This is a genomic window from Synechococcus sp. OH30 (genome assembly GCF_047462175.1).
Taxonomy (GTDB): Bacteria; Cyanobacteriota; Cyanobacteriia; order Thermostichales; family Thermostichaceae; genus Thermostichus.
Window position 1 is genome coordinate 137,276 of record NZ_JANSIP010000005.1, and the last position, 15,045, is coordinate 152,320.

The 15,045-nt window shown below is 60.3% G+C and carries 13 protein-coding genes and 1 tRNA gene; 5 read left to right on the plus strand and 9 right to left on the minus strand.

Annotation, left to right across the window (positions count from 1 at the left end; all coding sequences use genetic code 11):
• Window positions 1–41: 41 nt before the first annotated feature.
• A complete protein-coding gene (locus NW830_RS07700) occupies window positions 42–1,856 on the minus strand; it encodes a DUF1565 domain-containing protein (RefSeq protein WP_414404643.1) in 1,815 nt (604 codons plus the stop codon).
• A 153-nt stretch (window positions 1,857–2,009) separates the two neighbouring features.
• Here NW830_RS07700 and NW830_RS07705 point away from each other — a divergent pair, with 153 nt between their 5' ends.
• The 3 genes from NW830_RS07705 to NW830_RS07715 all read left to right on the plus strand — a co-directional run bounded on the left by NW830_RS07705 (window position 2,010) and on the right by NW830_RS07715 (window position 5,086).
• Window positions 2,010–3,242: a pentapeptide repeat-containing protein gene (locus NW830_RS07705; RefSeq protein ID WP_414404644.1), complete on the plus strand. Its 1,233-nt coding sequence runs from the start codon at window positions 2,010–2,012 to the stop codon at window positions 3,240–3,242.
• Window positions 3,243–3,345: 103 nt separating this feature from the next.
• Entirely contained in the window at window positions 3,346–4,482 is a 1,137-nt protein-coding gene (locus NW830_RS07710) for an LptF/LptG family permease (protein ID WP_414404645.1), read from the plus strand.
• Between the two features lie 530 nt (window positions 4,483–5,012).
• Window positions 5,013–5,086 (plus strand) — tRNA-Pro (locus NW830_RS07715).
• A 38-nt stretch (window positions 5,087–5,124) separates the two neighbouring features.
• On the opposite strand, the gene NW830_RS07720 is transcribed toward NW830_RS07715, so the two are convergent.
• The 3 genes from NW830_RS07720 to NW830_RS07730 form a co-directional block, all read right to left on the minus strand.
• Window positions 5,125–6,378: a bifunctional folylpolyglutamate synthase/dihydrofolate synthase gene (locus NW830_RS07720; RefSeq protein ID WP_414404646.1), complete on the minus strand. Its 1,254-nt coding sequence runs from the start codon at window positions 6,376–6,378 to the stop codon at window positions 5,125–5,127.
• A 107-nt stretch (window positions 6,379–6,485) separates the two neighbouring features.
• Complete coding sequence (gene serA, locus NW830_RS07725) at window positions 6,486–8,069, minus strand: phosphoglycerate dehydrogenase (RefSeq protein ID WP_414361527.1); 1,584 nt, start codon at window positions 8,067–8,069, stop codon at window positions 6,486–6,488.
• Window positions 8,070–8,182: 113 nt separating this feature from the next.
• Window positions 8,183–8,446, minus strand: coding sequence for an NAD(P)H dehydrogenase assembly family protein (locus tag NW830_RS07730; protein ID WP_414404647.1), 264 nt, complete (start codon window positions 8,444–8,446; stop codon window positions 8,183–8,185).
• Between the two features lie 334 nt (window positions 8,447–8,780).
• Between NW830_RS07730 and NW830_RS07735 the strand changes: the two genes are divergently transcribed.
• On the plus strand, window positions 8,781–8,996 hold the full coding sequence (locus tag NW830_RS07735; RefSeq protein WP_414361287.1) for a DUF2949 domain-containing protein: 216 nt from the start codon (window positions 8,781–8,783) through the stop codon (window positions 8,994–8,996).
• The gene (gene mazG / locus NW830_RS07740; RefSeq protein ID WP_414361286.1) at window positions 8,977–10,065 is read left to right on the plus strand and encodes a nucleoside triphosphate pyrophosphohydrolase; all 1,089 of its coding nucleotides are present in this window, start codon (window positions 8,977–8,979) and stop codon (window positions 10,063–10,065) included. Before NW830_RS07735 ends, mazG begins: the two co-directional genes overlap by 20 nt.
• Before the next feature lie 4 nt (window positions 10,066–10,069).
• Here mazG and NW830_RS07745 read toward each other — a convergent pair whose 3' ends face one another.
• The 5 genes from NW830_RS07745 to NW830_RS07765 all read right to left on the minus strand — a co-directional run bounded on the left by NW830_RS07745 (window position 10,070) and on the right by NW830_RS07765 (window position 14,817).
• Window positions 10,070–10,489 (minus strand): hypothetical protein, encoded by a 420-nt coding sequence (locus tag NW830_RS07745; RefSeq protein ID WP_414361284.1) that lies wholly within the window; start codon window positions 10,487–10,489, stop codon window positions 10,070–10,072.
• 452 nt (window positions 10,490–10,941) lie between these two features.
• Window positions 10,942–11,919: a PspA/IM30 family protein gene (locus tag NW830_RS07750; RefSeq protein ID WP_414361283.1), complete on the minus strand. Its 978-nt coding sequence runs from the start codon at window positions 11,917–11,919 to the stop codon at window positions 10,942–10,944.
• 173 nt (window positions 11,920–12,092) lie between these two features.
• On the minus strand, window positions 12,093–12,911 hold the full coding sequence (locus NW830_RS07755) for a hypothetical protein (protein WP_414361281.1): 819 nt from the start codon (window positions 12,909–12,911) through the stop codon (window positions 12,093–12,095).
• Window positions 12,912–13,105: 194 nt separating this feature from the next.
• Window positions 13,106–13,453, minus strand: coding sequence for a hypothetical protein (locus NW830_RS07760; protein ID WP_414361279.1), 348 nt, complete (start codon window positions 13,451–13,453; stop codon window positions 13,106–13,108).
• Window positions 13,454–14,061: 608 nt separating this feature from the next.
• The gene (locus NW830_RS07765; protein ID WP_414361277.1) at window positions 14,062–14,817 is read right to left on the minus strand and encodes an ankyrin repeat domain-containing protein; all 756 of its coding nucleotides are present in this window, start codon (window positions 14,815–14,817) and stop codon (window positions 14,062–14,064) included.
• Window positions 14,818–15,045: the final 228 nt, after the last annotated feature.

Here is a 15,045-nt window from a genome sequence, read left to right on the forward strand (position 1 = left end):
GGAGTTCCTATCCTGCCGGGGGGGATCCCTGGGCAGTGAGGTCAACGGAAGATCATCTCCGCCACCGCGTCAAAGCCGGCGTCCAACAGGCGATCCAAGACCGATTGGGCCTGGCTGCGGCTGTCGTAGAGGCCGGCCTGCAGCACCCTCCTGCCGTTGAACACGGTCTCCACCGCCTCAGGGACGAGCTGCCGCAGCCGCTGCAAATCGTCGCTGCCTTTGGGGGTTACCAAGACGCGAAAGCGGGTAGCCGCTCGCGTCAGCGGGACGGAGTCCTTGTCGGCAGCCTGAGCAGGAGAAGCTGGGGCCGAGCTTGAGGGTGCAGAGGAGGAGGTAGGAGGGTTTTCTCTGGCCTGCCGGCGGGCCGGCGGCGGCAGCAGGGTGGTGAGGTCAGTAAGGGGAGCTGCAGAGGCCTGGCGGACAGGGGCGGCAGCAGGCTCAACCGGCTGGGCAGGCGTGGTAGAGCCATCGGGGGTGAAGGGGACGGCAACAAACTCCTGGGGTTGAGCGCCCGACGGCTGGCTGGGGCTGCTGGGCAAAATACGCCCTCCCGAGCCCGCTGCGGGAGGGGGGAGGGGGGCCGTCGGTTGCGGCACCGCCACCACCGGTAGGTTTGTGGAAGTTTCGGCTGGCTTGGCCGTCGCCGGCTGGGGATCCCTGCCGCTGCCGGGAGCCGGGGGAGCGCTGGGCAGCGTCAGGCCGCCGGCAGCAATGGGTGGCGGGGCGCTGCTGGGCAGGGCAGCCACGGCGGTCTGGCCCGCTAGATCCAGCTCCCCTTTGGTTTTGCCCGCCAGTTGGTTGCCGTTGGCGTTGAGGCGCAGGCCGCGGGTGGCGTTGTGGATGTCGTACTGGCCGTTGCCCTCAAAAATGTTGTTGCCAGGATCCGAGGCCGTGCCCAGATCGGGCTGGGCGTTGGTGATAGCTGTCAGGCCAGTCTCTAGGTTGCGGGCAATGAGATTGTTGCGCAAGATGGGCCGAGCGCTGCCGCCAACCACAATGCCGGTGCGGTTTTGCAGGATGCGGTTATTGCGCACCATCGGCGCCGAGCGCTGGTCGATGGTGAGGCCAAAGCCGGTCTCTTGGAAGAGGTTGTTGACAATGGTGGGCTGGGAGGTACCCAAGACAGAGATGCCGTTGGCCCCATTCTTGTAAAAGCGGTTGCCCTCTATCCAGGGGTTGGAGGCGCCGGCAATGAGAATGCCGTCGTGGATGCTGCCCACAAAGCTGTTGTTGAGAATGCGGGGGGAAGCCGATTCTATCCAGAGGGCATAGCCGCGCCGCCCCTGGTTGCGCAGGGTAACCCCGCGCACCTCTGAGCCGCTCTCGGCCACCAGGGCAACATTTTGCCGGGCCAAGGTCGGGCTCATGTAGGTGCCGCCGCCATCGATGAGGTAGCCCTCCCCTAGGGTGGACTCGTCCCCGCGCAAGATAAGGCCAGCTTTGAGGCGGATGGGGAAGACTTCGCCGCTTTCTGCGCTGTAGATCCCTGGCAGCAGCTGGATGATGCTGCCTGCTGGTGCTCGTCCAATGGCATGGGTGATGGTCTTGAAGGGGTTGTTGCGGGATCCATCCCCTTGGGTATCGCTGCCATTGGCGGCATCAACAAAAATGACAGGTCGGTCATCCGGCAGCGGCGGCGCCTGAGGCAGGGCCTGTTTCTCCACAAGGCTGGTGTCTAGGGAAGTCTGTGCCCAGCCAGGATCAAACTTCGCTGCCAGCAGCAAGGTGGTGCTCAGGAGGAAGGAAGCGGCTAGCCGCGTCAGCATTGTGGAACCCTGCGGCTGCAACTGCAAGTCAGGCAGGGCTGCTGTAAATTGGTGTTTGCCGGATTTCTGCAGACAAATCATAGGGCTCATTCTTCCACCAGGCTGGGCGAGAGAAGGAAGGAGGGTCGAGGTTATCCTACCAAACCTGACAGGCGGGATCCTGCCCTCTTCCCCAACCCCAGATACGGACTGACGCAAGCTTTTTTCGCAGATCTAACGCTACCCCTAGAGTATACCCTTGCCATGACCGAAGAAGCCCTTGCCCGCGAAGGCTCCTCCCAAGAGTTGCCGCTGCCTTCCCTCTCCTCTGGGCGCCCCCTGCTTAACCTGCTGCTGTTGGGGATCCCGGCGGGGCTGCTGGCGCTGGCGGGGTTGACGGGGCAGCCGGTTTTGGGCTGGGGGGCAGTGCTGGCTTGGCTGGGCTTGGCCGGCTGGTGGGGGCAGCCGCTTTGGGTGCAGATTGGGCGCGACCTCTGGCAGTGGCTAGCCACCTGGCCCAGACTGGGATGGGCGGCGGCAGCCCTCAGCTTGGCCGTGGCAGGGGCAGTGGTCTGGAGTGGGGTTCTCTCAACTCTGCGATCCCTGAGCTGGGAGGCGATTGGGGCTTTGGGGGAGGTGTTTGGCGCTACCGGGCAGATCTTCATCGCTCTCCTGGCCGCCTATATTGCCTGGCGGCAGTACGTCATCTCCCGCGACCTCACCATCCAGCAGAACACCATCACCCAGCAGCAGACCATCGACGCCTACTTCGAGGGCATTTCCAACCTGGTTCTCTCCCCTGACGGGCAGTTGGACGACTGGCCCCTGGAGCGGGCCATTGCGGCCGGGCGCACGGCGGCCATCTTGAACGGCGTGGATCGCTTTGGCAAAGCCAAGATCCTGCGCTTCCTCTCCACCGCTAACTTGCTTAGCCCCCTGCGCCGCGACGAACACCTGGGCCGGCCCATTTTGGACGGCAAAGGCGGCTACCAGCGGGATCGCGTCAATGGTATCCGCGTGGTTAACCTGGGCACCATGCTGGAAGGGGCCGACCTGCATGGCACCCTGTTGCGGGGGGTGGATTTCAGTGAAGCCAGCCTGGAAGGAGCTGACCTGCGGGGTTGCGATCTTAGCCACACCAACCTCTGTGGAACCAATCTGCGCAATGCCGACCTGCGCGGGGCCGATCTCTACCGCGCTTTGCTGTTTGTGGGATCCTTCCAGACGGCCTCTCCCGCCCAGCCAGGGCAAAAGCCCGATTTCAAAACAGGAGCCTACACCGGCGCCATCGTGGCGGGAGCAGATTTCCGCGGCGCCCGTCGCCTTTCTCCTGAGCAGCGCGCTTACCTAGCCGCCTGGGGGGCCAAACTGGATCCCGGCCCTTCACCCCCCAATTCCCGCTTGGATCCCGGCGGCAACAGCGAGCCCTTACCTCCTCCTGGCGAGCCGCCAGCCTCCCTGAAGCCCCGATCCAGAGCCAATGGCCAGCAAGTTTAACGCCAGCGCTGCTGGGATCATTGCAGTAGGGGCTGGGGGTGGGGGCCTGCCGGCGAGTTGTTCACGCTAGCTTGAAATAGCCCCCATCCCTCAACTTTTGCCCATGGCCCGCTTGTTCACCAAGTTCTGGCTGCTGGAGCGCTACCTGTTTGGACAGATGCTCACCCCCCTTTTGGCCGGCCTTGCTGGAGGAACCCTGCTGCTTTTGGCGGGCCGGCTCTTTACCCTCGCCGAGCGGCTGGTTGAGGGATCCGTGCCCCCCCTGACGGTGCTGCAGCTCTTGATGTTGGATCTGCCGGAGATGGTGGTGCTGGGCATGCCCATTGCCGCTTTTTTTGCCACCCTACTCACCTTGGGCAACCTAAGCGGCAACAGCGAGATTACCGCCATGCGGGCAGCCGGGATCCCGTTTACGCGCATTTTTCGTCCCCTGTTGCTGGTGGGACTGCTCCTGAGCCTGAGCGCTTTTTTAATCAGCAACGTCCTCCTGCCGGCCAGCAAACGGGAAATCCGCCGCATTGACCAGCAGGCGCTCCTGGCCCAGGCTACAAGCCCGGTCCAATACGACGTCTTCTTCAAAACCACTGGCGTTGGCGGGACGGAGTCCCTAGACAACCTCTGGTTTTTCATTCGCCAGGTGGATCCGCGGCTGAATACCATGCAGGATGTCACTATCCTGCGGGTGGATCCCTTGCCAGGGGGCAAGTACCGGTTGGCGGAAGTGACCCTGGCGGCCCAGGCAGTGTGGAACGGCCTGGACTGGACCCTTAGCGAAGGGGTGACTCACCACTACGGCCCGGACGGCCTCAGCCTGGCCGAAGAGCCCTTCGACCGCAAGCCACTGGCGGTCTCCCAAGATCTGGCCGCCCTGTTGCAGCCGCCAGTTCCCCCCAACGAGCTCAGCCTACCAGAGCTGGCGGAGCGCATCTCCCGCTTGGCCCGCTCCAACCTCGATACCCAGGCGCTGCGCACCGAGTTCCACATGCGCTTTTCCCTGCCTCTAGCCAGCTTCTTTGCCGTGCTGATTTCCCTTCCCCTAGGATCCAGCACCGCTCGCCGTGTGGGCCGCTACGGCGGCGCCGTCTTGGGGATCCTGCTGGTGTTTGCCTACTACGTGGTGCTGAGCGTATCGCGCAGCCTGGGAGAAGCAGGAGCCCTTCCCCCTTGGGTGGCAGCCTGGAGCTTTAACCTCCTCTTTGGCGGCCTTGGCCTACTACTGTTGGCCCGTTTCTTGCGCTAGGGAGGTCGGCTTCAAGGAACAGCTGGTGCCCTAGAAAGCGCAGCAGTTATGCCCAGGGTTGTCCATGGAGAGGGCGGCTGGGATGCTCCGCCGCCGTCCCTGGAGGCGCGTTCTAGAGTGAGCCAACGCCCCCCCTCTGCGAAGGCGTCGTCCCTCCAGGAGCAGACACGGGATGACCCAGATTCCGGCAACGCCGTTTTGTCTACCTGCAGGGGGGCTGTATCCCGACACTGACCTTGTCGGTGCGGAGATTCAAGCTTTCCCGAAGAGAGCCAACTCTCCCCTGGCTGTGCCTCAAGCCTGCAGCTTCTTCCAGCGGCAATCGCTGCTGTGGAAGGGCGAGATCCCTGGCTGCTGCCCCTTGGAGAGAGACGCCATGGGATGGGCAAGCGCAATCCCTTTTGGTTGGTAAGGCTGCCCTTGCCAGCTTTGTCCTTCCTTGCCGCGGCCCTACCTGCGAGCTACCAGGTAGGCCTCTTTGACGCTTTAGGCAGGGATCCCGGGCATTTTTCTGCCATAATATTTGAAGACGGGATGTAGCGCAGCTTGGTAGCGCATCTGCTTTGGGAGCAGAGGGCCGCAGGTTCAAATCCTGTCATCCCGATGAGGCTGGCAAAGGGAGCAAAGGGGGTTGCAGGAATCTCAGCCGGCTAGCTCCCATCCCAGGCAAGCTTGCATCACCTGGCCCAAGAGGTACAGGGAGCCGCAAATTACCCCAGGCGGCTCCCCAGGCTCAGCAGGCTGCTGCAACTGGGCTTGCAAAGCAGCAAGATCTGGCAGGGCCTGGGCAAGGCGGAGATGGGGCTGGAGGGTCTGGGCGAGGTGGGCCAATTCTTGTGGATCCGTTCCTGCATGGCCAAGGATGGGCAGGGCCCAAAAGCGATCCCCCGGTCGCAGCAGGGCAGCAAGAATACCCTTGACATCTTTAGTCGTGAGAATGCCCATGTACCAGGTGAGGGGGCCGGGCTGATGCTGGTCTAGGTAGCGGCGCAGGGCTTGGGCGGCTGGCAAATTATGGGCTCCATCCAGGAGCAGCTGGCGGGATCCAATCTGCACCCGCTGGAGGCGACCCGGCCAACGGGTGAGGGCAAATCCTTCTTTGACAGCAACATCGGGGATCCGCCAGCCTTGTTCCTGCAGGGTCTCCACAACGGCCAGGGCTACCGCCCCATTGACTAGTTGTACCTCGCCGGCAAGGGGGAGGGTCAGCACCTGATCCCGCCAGCGGACAGTCTGAGGACCGGACCACTGCAGGGGCTCCACCACTCGCAGGGGACTGCCCAGCTGCGCTGCCTTGGCCTGGATGACAGCCATCACCTCGGGGGGTTGGGGCGCGCACACCACGGGGATCCCTGGCTTGAGGATGCCGGCCTTTTCGGCGGCAATCTGCTCTAGGCTATTGCCCAGGCGTTGCCAATGATCCCAGCCAATGGAGGTAATGGCGGTTACCACCGGCTTGATTCCAGCGTTGGTGGCATCCAGTCGCCCCCCGAGGCCCACCTCCATCACGGCCACCTCCACCTTTTGCTGGCGGAAGTATAGCCAGGCAGCAGCAGTGATGGCCTCAAACTGCGTTGGAGAAGCCTCGCCAGGAGCATAGGTTTGCAGACAGTCCCGCACTTGGGCCAAGGCTTGGCTCCAGTCGTTGGCGGAAATGTACTCCCCATTGAGCCAGATCCGCTCGCGCCAATCCACCAAATGGGGAGAGGTGTAGCGGCCCACCCGGTAGCCTGCCGCCCACAGCACGTGGCTAACCCAGGCACAGACGGAGCCCTTGCCATTGGTGCCAGCCACGTGGATGGCCGGGATCCCCGCCTGCGGCTGGCCCAGCCGCTGCAGCAAAACCTGCATGCGCTCCAGACTGAGATCTACACCAAACCGGCCTAGTGACTCCAAAAAGGCCGGCCAACTCCAGTCGGAGATCTGAGGCCTTAGGGACAACTCACTTTGGCTCAAGCCAACCCTCCGTCTTGCTAGCTAGGAAAAGCGAGGCTTGGGGATTGCTAGAGGTTCACCACAAAAGCGTCACGAATGCCCGGCTGCTTGAGCACCTCTTCTAGGAGTCCATCCGGCAGGGGATCATCTAGGCTGAGCACCATCACCGCATCGCCGCGGATGATCTTGCGGCCCACCTGCATGCTGGCGATGTTAACGTTGTAGGCTCCCAGCAGGGTGCCAATCCGGCCGATGATCCCCGGCATATCTCGGTGCAACGTCATGAGCATGTTGGCCGAAGGCGGCACATTGACTGGGAACTCGTCGATCTGGGTAATGCGTACCTCCCGCTCCCCAATGAGGGCCCCTGAAACCGAACGCACCCCGTTGGGGCCGTGGGCAATCAAGGTCAGGGAGCCGGAGTAATCCCTTACCGAGGGATCCCGGGTTTCCACTACGCGAATGCCCCGCTCCTTGGCCTCAATGGAAGCGTTGACGTAGTTAACCCGCTCCCGCAAAGCTAGCGTCAAGAGCCCCTTGAGTGCGGCGATGACAATTGGCCGGCTGTCTTTCTCAGCCAGGGATCCCTGCAGGCGGATCTCCAACTGGCTAACCCGATCCCCCGCTAACTGACCCACCAGGTTGCCCAGCGTTTCAGCTAACTCGAGGTAGGGCTTGAGGTTTTGCAGCACCTCCGCCTGCAGGCCGGGAATGTTCACAGCAGAACGAGCAGGCAGCCCCAACAACACATCGCGGATCTGCTCGGCCACATCAATGGCCACATTAATCTGCGCCTCCTCAGTGGAGGCCCCCAGGTGAGGGGTCAGCAAGATCTCTTTGCCCAAGGAAAGCAGAGGTGAATCTTTGCTAAGGGGCTCTTCAGCAAACACATCTAGGGCCGCTCCGGCAATTTGGCCAGATTTGAGGGCTTCGTAAAGAGCCTGCTCATCCACCAGGCCACCACGGGCACAGTTAATCAGCCGGGCGGTCGGCTTCATCAGGCGGAAGGTTTCAGCGTTAAACAGGTTAGTGGTCTCAGGGGTCTTGGGAACATGCAAGGTAATGTAGTCTGACTCCTGCACCAGGGTGGTGAAATCGACCAGGCGCACCCCCAGTTGCTCCGCCCGCTCGACGGAAATATAGGGATCGTAGGCCAAAAGCCGCATCCCCATTGCTTTGGCAATCTGGGCTACATGGGAGCCAATCCGGCCTAGGCCAACGATACCCAGGGTCTTTTTGTAAACCTCTACCCCCACAAACTCCTGCCGCTTCCATTGGCCCGCTTTCAGGGAGGCATTGGCATCGGCAATGTGGCGCGAGAGGGCCATCATCAAGGCAATAGTGTGCTCGGCGGCAGCAATGGTATTGCCCTCAGGGGAGTTGACCACTAGGATCCCGGCCTTGGTGGCAGCAGCCACGTCGATGTTGTCCACCCCTACCCCTGCCCGGCCAATGATTTTCAGGTTCTTCCCTGCCTCAATCACCTCCCGGGTAACCCGCGTGCTGGAGCGCACCACAATGGCCTCGTAGTTGGGGATCACCGCAATCAGCTCCTCAGGGGTAAGGTTGGTTCGCACATCCACCTGAGCTACCTGGGAGAGGATGTCAATTCCCGCCTGATCAATGGGATCGGTGACGATAACTCTGGGCATACGCAACGCTAGCCTAATGGTGAAGGGCAGCAGCAGAAAAGCCAATGCCACAAGCTGGCTTGGATCCCGCCGCCGAGCCAAGTTCTGACCCAACGCCAGCCAGCAACTTTACTCTACCGCGGAAGTCTGCCGTCACTCTCAAGACCTGCAGCTCCTAGAGGGCGAAGATATTTGCCCTCAATCAAAAAGAGGCCGTTGGCAAACTGCACACAGTAGGTGCCCAACATCCGCCGCTGCCGGATCACCCCTTGCTCGTGCAGCTGAATTAAATGAGCCGGGCGCAACCTCGGCACCGGATCGGCCGTTTTCAAATAGGGAGGTATCTCCACCACCTCAACCCTTGTCCCCACCGGCAGCAACTCTTGAGGTTTAGCCATAGCAAAAATCCCCCACCGAGTAACGCTACACCTACTTTCAGCCTAGCGGAGCTTGGGCTGCCTCACCGCAGAACCAGAAACTGCGCCAAAGCTGGAAAGCACCGCGGCTTCCCCACCTGCTGTCAATCGCCAGCAGACTTGCTATTATTTTGACCTCAATCGCATTCACTCTTGGAGACAGACAACCAGCTGCCCCTTGGGAGAGCTGGCAGTGGCTCACCCTTGGCCTACCTACTCTCTTTGCACAAATCCAGTAGAAGTGTTAAGAATGGTTACAGCGGCTGGCCATTTTCTTAGTTTTTCCAGCTGTCCTTCTCAGGATCCTGAAGTGCCTATGCTAGATCCCATTCCTCCTCCGGCTTTGGAAGAATACCTCTTGGAAGCGGGCATTGTCGACCGCTCGCAACTAAGTTTGGCCAAAAAACTGCAGCGCCGCCAGCAGGGGCCCCTGCTGATGATTCTTTTGGAACTGAGCTTTATCGATCTCGACCAGCTTAGGCGGCTTTTGGATCTGGGCCGCCTCTACGACCATGCTGCAAACGCTGGATAGCCTGCAGTCCAACTGGCAACAGGAGCTGGCCCGCTGGTCGGCGGTGGGGCAGGGATCCCTGCTGCTAAAAAATTGCGGAAGCAAGGAAGTGGCAGAGCTGGTTTGTGGGTTACGGCAGGTCTGTGCCCCTGCTCAATCTTTGACTCTGCTGACCGCAGACTTAGAGGTAGTGGCCGGTCCGCTGACGCTGCAGAGCTGGGAGCCAGAAAAAACGGGCCCTTTTGCCCATCTCTATCTGGAGCGTGCTGAGTCTGCCCAGCACCTCAGCCGTCTAGCAGCAATTGTAGCCCGGCTACGTTCCCCCAGCGGCTGCCCCTGGGATCGCGCCCAGACCCCTGAATCGCTTACTCCCTACATTCTTGAAGAAGCCTACGAGACTGTGGCGGCCATTCGAGCCGGGGATCCAGCCGCCATTGCCGAAGAGCTAGGGGACCTGCTGTTGCAGGTGGTGTTGCAATCCCAGATCTTTGCAGAGCGAAACCATTTCAACCTGGAAACCGTGGCAGCGCGGATTGCCGACAAGCTAATCCGCCGTCACCCCCATGTGTTTGGGGAGACCCTACAGCCAGAGAGTTTTGACCTTTCCCAGTTGCACCGCCTTTGGGAAGACATCAAGCAGCAAGAGCAGCCGCAGCAAACCCTTGGTCAAAAACTGCTGCACTACGCTGAAACTCTGCCTCCCCTGATGGCCGCCTTGAAAATTTCCCAAAAGGTGGTGGCCTCAGGAGTGGAGTGGCCAAGAGAAGAAGGGATCTGGGCCAAGATCCGCGAGGAAGAGGCCGAGCTGCGCCAAGAGCTGGAGCGCGATCCCCCCGACCGGGCCCGCCAGGAAGCAGAGCTGGGAGATCTGCTGTTTGCCCTAGTTACCTTGGGGTGCTGGTATGGGCTGGATGCTGTCCAGGCGCTAACGCAGACCAATCTGCGCTTTGCCCGCCGTTTTTTGCGCCTGGAAGAGCTGGCGCGGCAACAGGCAGAATCAGAGCTGCCTGCCCAAGACTTCCCCCTCAAAGGACGCACCCTGCAAGAGCTAGAGAGGCTCTGGCAGCAAGCCAAGCAAGACCACCCCTGAGCTTCTAGGGATGGCGGGGCAACTCTAGGACAGGAACCACTAGCTCTTGCACAGGCAGAGCTACGGGTTGGGCAGTTTCGCCACTCGCAGAGGAAGGTGGCCAAGAGGAAGAAGTTGGCGCCTTGTCAACAGGGTGGAGTCGCCAGCGGATGATCTGCTCGCCACGGTAAAAGGTCACCAACAACTGGTTCCCCTGGGGTTGGATTTGCCAAGTGCCATCACCACTGGTAACCGAAGTCTGTTCCCCAGAAAAGGGTGCATCTAAAGCCGGCCCTGATTGGCTCCAAATCCGTCCGCCCCCTGTTTCCAGAACCAGTTGCACCGTTGCTCCCTGTCCTTGACCACTCAAGATCTGGCCAGTGCCAATCCAAACTTGGGTCTCTTGAGCTGCTGCAGACTGCCCAAGCTGCAGAGCCAGGAGCAACAGTCCTGCCCAGCTTCCCCAGTTTTGTGGCGCTCTTCCCCAACGCCGAGGGAAAGAAGAACAGCAAGCAAAGAAGGCCATTGCTCCCCCGTTGTACTCCACGCTGCGATAAAGCTAGACCCCGTCTGGCCGCAGCAGCAGTTCTTTTTCCCAGTCTAACCTTGCCCCTGGGTTGAGCCGGTTGTGGGCTCCGCAGTCGCCTTGATCCCAATCTAGGCAACTGCTGCCCCCCCAGATAGGCTGCAACCTGAGCCTCTGGGTGCGGGGATCCCTAACAACCGTTTCGCCAATGCGCAGACCCGCTTGAGATGGCAACCCCTAGCGCTTCCCGCTAGGACACTGCCCCTGCTTGCCTGGCTTGCTCGACAAGGGCGGATTCTCGAGCGGGTATGGCCTCAGTTGGGTCTACAGAGCAGCGGCCCGGGCAAAGGTCTCCCTGCTGCCCCTCTGGCTTAGGTGTTCCTCTCCCGTTCCAGCTTGGCTATTGCTATCTGGCTTTCCAGGCGGGAAATGCCCTCGCGAAGGGCTACTACCTGGGCTTCCACCTGCTCTAGGGAGTGGCGAACGGCCTCTGCTGCACTTAGGTGTTGGTTGCGCTGCACCAAAGCCTGGCGTGCCAGCTCGTCCTGATTGTGTTGGGTAGCCTCTTGGGCTCTGGCAAACCACTCTTCTGCCTTTTGCAGCAGTTGACTGTACTTCCGTTCCAGTTGCTTGCGGCTGGCCAGAGTTGTGGTTAGGCTGCGCTGCAACTGTTTTAGATCCCGCTCCAGCTGCCGGAGGCTTACCCTCTCTTGGCTGGGCTTTTTCCACAGCAGCTTGCTCAGCCCTACCATCACCACCACTGTGGCAATACCCACACCCGCTGCCGCCGCTGGGTTTTCCCGCAGGAAAGACCCATCCAAAACCTGAGGTCCTGCAAAAGCTGAGACTTGCAGTGCCGCTTCTCGAAACTCCCACGGCATCACCGGCTGGTTTTGCTGCCAAAAACCCCGGCGTGCCGCCTGCGCGACCCCTTGAGCTTCCAGGTAGCGCTCCCGGCTGTCCCCGTGCAAAAAGCGCTCGTAAACCACTGCCTGCCCCTGGCGCAACATCTCCAAGTTCACTAGGCCGTCGGCGTTGTACACTTCGGCAATGTGCAGCCCTTCTGGGGTGATGTAGAGGGTGTCTACCTGCACCAGGGATCCCGGCGGCAGCAGCTTTTGCAGAGCCTCCTGGGAGAGGCGCCCCCACCGCCCCTGCGTTAGCTCCGGCGCATCCACATAGGCAAGACGAAAACGGGTTGGCCTGTCGTTTAGGTCTGCCCAAAAGGTGTCCCCATCGACCACCGACCGCACCCGCACTGTCTCAAGAGATTGGGCTGCTGCAGGTAGGACAAGCCAACTGCGCGAAAGGGCAGCCGCCGTCATCGGGAGGGAAGTTTTTGAGCTCATGGGGGTCACTCCTTAAGGAAATCGAGAAAAACTCTGGGAACAAACCCAAGCCCCAAGACGTCTCTAGAGGGTGCTACGAGGATAGCTGCTTTTCCCGGGGCTGGGGGGAGTGCTTTTTAATTTTCCTTGCCCAAAGATCCGGCTTTTGACTAACTTGGGGGAGCAGCAGCATTTTACAGGCGGAGGCGATAGGGCTCTTCCTCGATCCCATTGGGCAAGGGGGGCGGGAGAATTTCAATTTCTCCGGTGGGCAGCGTCCGCAGGACTGTGCCCAATTGCGCCAGTTGCTCCAAGGCAAGCAAGCGGGTGTCTTGGTCGCTGGTGGCGTTAAACACGCTCAGCCAGACATCGAAGCGGGAACGGGGACTGAGAGGGCTGCGGGCAATGTTGTCCCCCAACTGGCGAAAGTCGTCACCCGGCAGGCCTACCTGTTCCCGCCAAGCTGCGGCTTGGTAGTAGTCATTGCGACCTGCTTCCGCATCCCCCAAAAACATGAAATTGATCAAGGCGCGGTCTACGTAGAGTTTCCAGGCATCGGGATTGTTCTGGGGATTGAACTGCCGCAGGCCGCGATCCAAAATCTCAATAGCTTTTTCCGGCTGGCCGGCCTGATAGGCCAACACCAAGCTAGACAAGCGGTAGCCCAAGAAAAAAGAGGGATCCAGCCGCAGCATGTGGTCAAAGTACTCGTAGGCAAGGCCATAGCCAGTCTGGGCGCGGGCAGGAGCGTCTCCGTAGTACTGGATCAGCTCCAACCACAGCCAGGAAGCTCCCAGATTGCGGTAGCCCAGCCAGCCCAGGGTGTTAGCCAGGGCGATGTTGCGGTTCTTGCGGACCTCAGCATTTTCTATGGCCTCCAGGTTGATCCGCTCCACCATGGGCAGCTGGAGCCGCACTACCAGGATCCCACACAGCAATGCCCCACCCAGGGCGGCCAAAGTGCGGGTCAGAGACAGGGAAGAGCGATAACGGGGTAAAGTGGCAGTGCTCATGGAGGCAGAGGCGCGGGTAACTACCCTCCATCATGGCACTCCCAGCTTCCTAAAGGAGGAGGCTAGCTTCTAGGCCCAGGAGGGCCTGCAAACCCCAGCAGGGGGCTAGGCGGCGGAGCAACTTGTGGCTCCTGGCTGGGCAAGCGCAAAGTAGGGCTTGTTGCCGTGGCAGAGGGGAACCCTTGGAACCGTTCTCAGCTATGCTGCTGCGTTAAGTGCTGCCAAAGCTGCAGGGGAATGCGCTCGTGCGGGCACGGGAGAAACCGCAGCTGGGCCAGATCCTCCGGCAAGTAGTGCAAAGCCACCCGCGCCGTTGCATCCAAGAGGCTGTGCCGCCGCTGGGGATGCTGCTCCGCTTCTCCCAAAAACACATCCAGCCAGCCATCTCGCTCTTGACAGCGAATCCGCGCAGACAGAGAAGGTAGAGACTCTTGGCGATAGAGCCGAAAGCCCTGCTCAGGACTCCACCCCAGCCACCACTGAGGCGCCAGTTGCCCCAACTGCCGACACCACTCTCCTGACTGCACCCGTTGCCATGTCATGCTCACCCTCCGCGACCTGCAAAGACCTAGATGCAAATTTTTTCCAACTACTTTAGCTAAGCACTCTACCAGACTCCCTCAGTTTGATGCAAGTCTCTGTCAAAGAGGGTCCGCTATGTCCCGGGAATATATTGCAACTTAATCTCAATAGCGCTACACTGTCCCTCAGGGTGGAGTCCCATCCATCAGTCTTCCTCTCTTGCCTTGGGTAGAGTGGGGATCCCGCGCCGGCGGAACTGGCCATCCTGCGTTTGGCAGGGAGGGATCCCCTTTCCCCTCAAAGTTGAGGTTTTAATCTAAATAGGGGAGGGGGGTTTGCCGCCAACACCGTGTTGAAGGAGGAGGTAGCAGTTGAGGGTGATTGCGCTTGCGTCGGCGGGCTAGCAAGCGGAAGCGGCGTGACTAGATGGCGTGAACGCTAACCGTGACGAAGCGATCGGAACGTCCTCTCTCTTTATCTCCTGTCTCCCAGGAAGTAGGGATCCCTTACTGAGGCATTCCTTGCTCTTACCCCTAGCCCCTTTTCCCGTCTCTCCAGAGGGGAGCTAGGGATCACTTTTACACCCTCAACCACCCTTTCAGATTCTTGTTTTTGTTTGGCGTGAACACTAAAGGGTTGCGCCTCGGTCTTGCAGCCACTGAACAGCTAGCCTGTGCTGCCGCTTTTGCGCATAGGCTAAGGGTGTGTGTCCCTCCTGATTCCGGGGGTTTAATTCGGCCCCATGCTGCAGCAAAAGTTCTAGGATTGGAACATGCCCTTCCCAAGCCGCCCAGTGCATGGGTGTGGCTCCAAAGCGGTTGCGGGCATTCACATTGGCCCCGTACAGGATCAAAAAGCGAGCAATACCCAAATGCCCTTGCGCGGCTGCCTCGTGGAGAGGGGTTCGCCCTGCTTCATCGGCTCCATCCACTGGAGCTCCCTTGGACAGTAGGCGAGCTACAACGCTTTTCCTACCCGTAGCCGCAGCCCAGTGGAGAACTCTACAAGCGTTTGCCCCTTTTTGGATCAGCAGACCGATAACTTCTGCCTGATCGGCTAGGGCAGCCCGATGGAGAGGAGTGTATCCGTGGCGATCTGGCAGATCAATCTCGCTGCCTGCCTGGAGAAGCCGCTCCACCACTTCCACCTGGCCGCTGACTGCAGCCAAATGGAGGGGTGTAGCCCCGCTGGAATCCACCGAGTGGACAGAAGCGCCATAAGCCAAAAGCAAGTCCAACAACTCCAGCTTGCCGATGAGTACTGCTTTGTGAAGTGGGGTAACCCCCTGCCAATCGGGAGCATTCACATCTGCCCCTTGCTGCAAGTAAGCCAGCAACTGTTGCAGATCTTGATTGGCCAAGGCGCGGTGCAGGGCTTCGCTCATAGTTACTGGGAAATAGAGCTTAAAGTTAGGAATAGGCAAAGTCTAGGCTTTACAGCTTGGGCAAAGTCTAGCACTGGATCCCTGCCTCTGAAGTAGCTGCCCGCAAGAGGCCTCTTGGTGCTCAGCCAGCAGGGTCAATGCAGCATCAAGCCTTGACCATGAGAACCATTCTCGACAAGCTTGCATCTCAATTGCATTAGCGCCAAGAGGATCCCTTGGTTCAGCCCG

Excerpts from the sequence above, each read along its gene's own strand:
- NW830_RS07750 (WP_414361283.1), bottom strand. The coding sequence starts at position 11,919 with ATGAGCTCAAAAACTTCCCTCCCGATGACGGCGGCTGCCCTTTCGCGC.
- NW830_RS07755 (WP_414361281.1), bottom strand. The coding sequence starts at position 12,911 with ATGAGCACTGCCACTTTACCCCGTTATCGCTCTTCCCTGTCTCTGACC.
- serA (WP_414361527.1), bottom strand. The coding sequence starts at position 8,069 with ATGCCCAGAGTTATCGTCACCGATCCCATTGATCAGGCGGGAATTGAC.
- NW830_RS07730 (WP_414404647.1), bottom strand. The coding sequence starts at position 8,446 with ATGGCTAAACCTCAAGAGTTGCTGCCGGTGGGGACAAGGGTTGAGGTG.
- NW830_RS07760 (WP_414361279.1), bottom strand. The coding sequence starts at position 13,453 with ATGACATGGCAACGGGTGCAGTCAGGAGAGTGGTGTCGGCAGTTGGGG.
- mazG (WP_414361286.1), top strand. The coding sequence starts at position 8,977 with ATGCTGCAAACGCTGGATAGCCTGCAGTCCAACTGGCAACAGGAGCTG.
- NW830_RS07705 (WP_414404644.1), top strand. The coding sequence starts at position 2,010 with ATGACCGAAGAAGCCCTTGCCCGCGAAGGCTCCTCCCAAGAGTTGCCG.
- NW830_RS07735 (WP_414361287.1), top strand. The coding sequence starts at position 8,781 with ATGCTAGATCCCATTCCTCCTCCGGCTTTGGAAGAATACCTCTTGGAA.
- NW830_RS07700 (WP_414404643.1), bottom strand. The coding sequence starts at position 1,856 with ATGAGCCCTATGATTTGTCTGCAGAAATCCGGCAAACACCAATTTACA.
- NW830_RS07765 (WP_414361277.1), bottom strand. The coding sequence starts at position 14,817 with ATGAGCGAAGCCCTGCACCGCGCCTTGGCCAATCAAGATCTGCAACAG.
- NW830_RS07710 (WP_414404645.1), top strand. The coding sequence starts at position 3,346 with ATGGCCCGCTTGTTCACCAAGTTCTGGCTGCTGGAGCGCTACCTGTTT.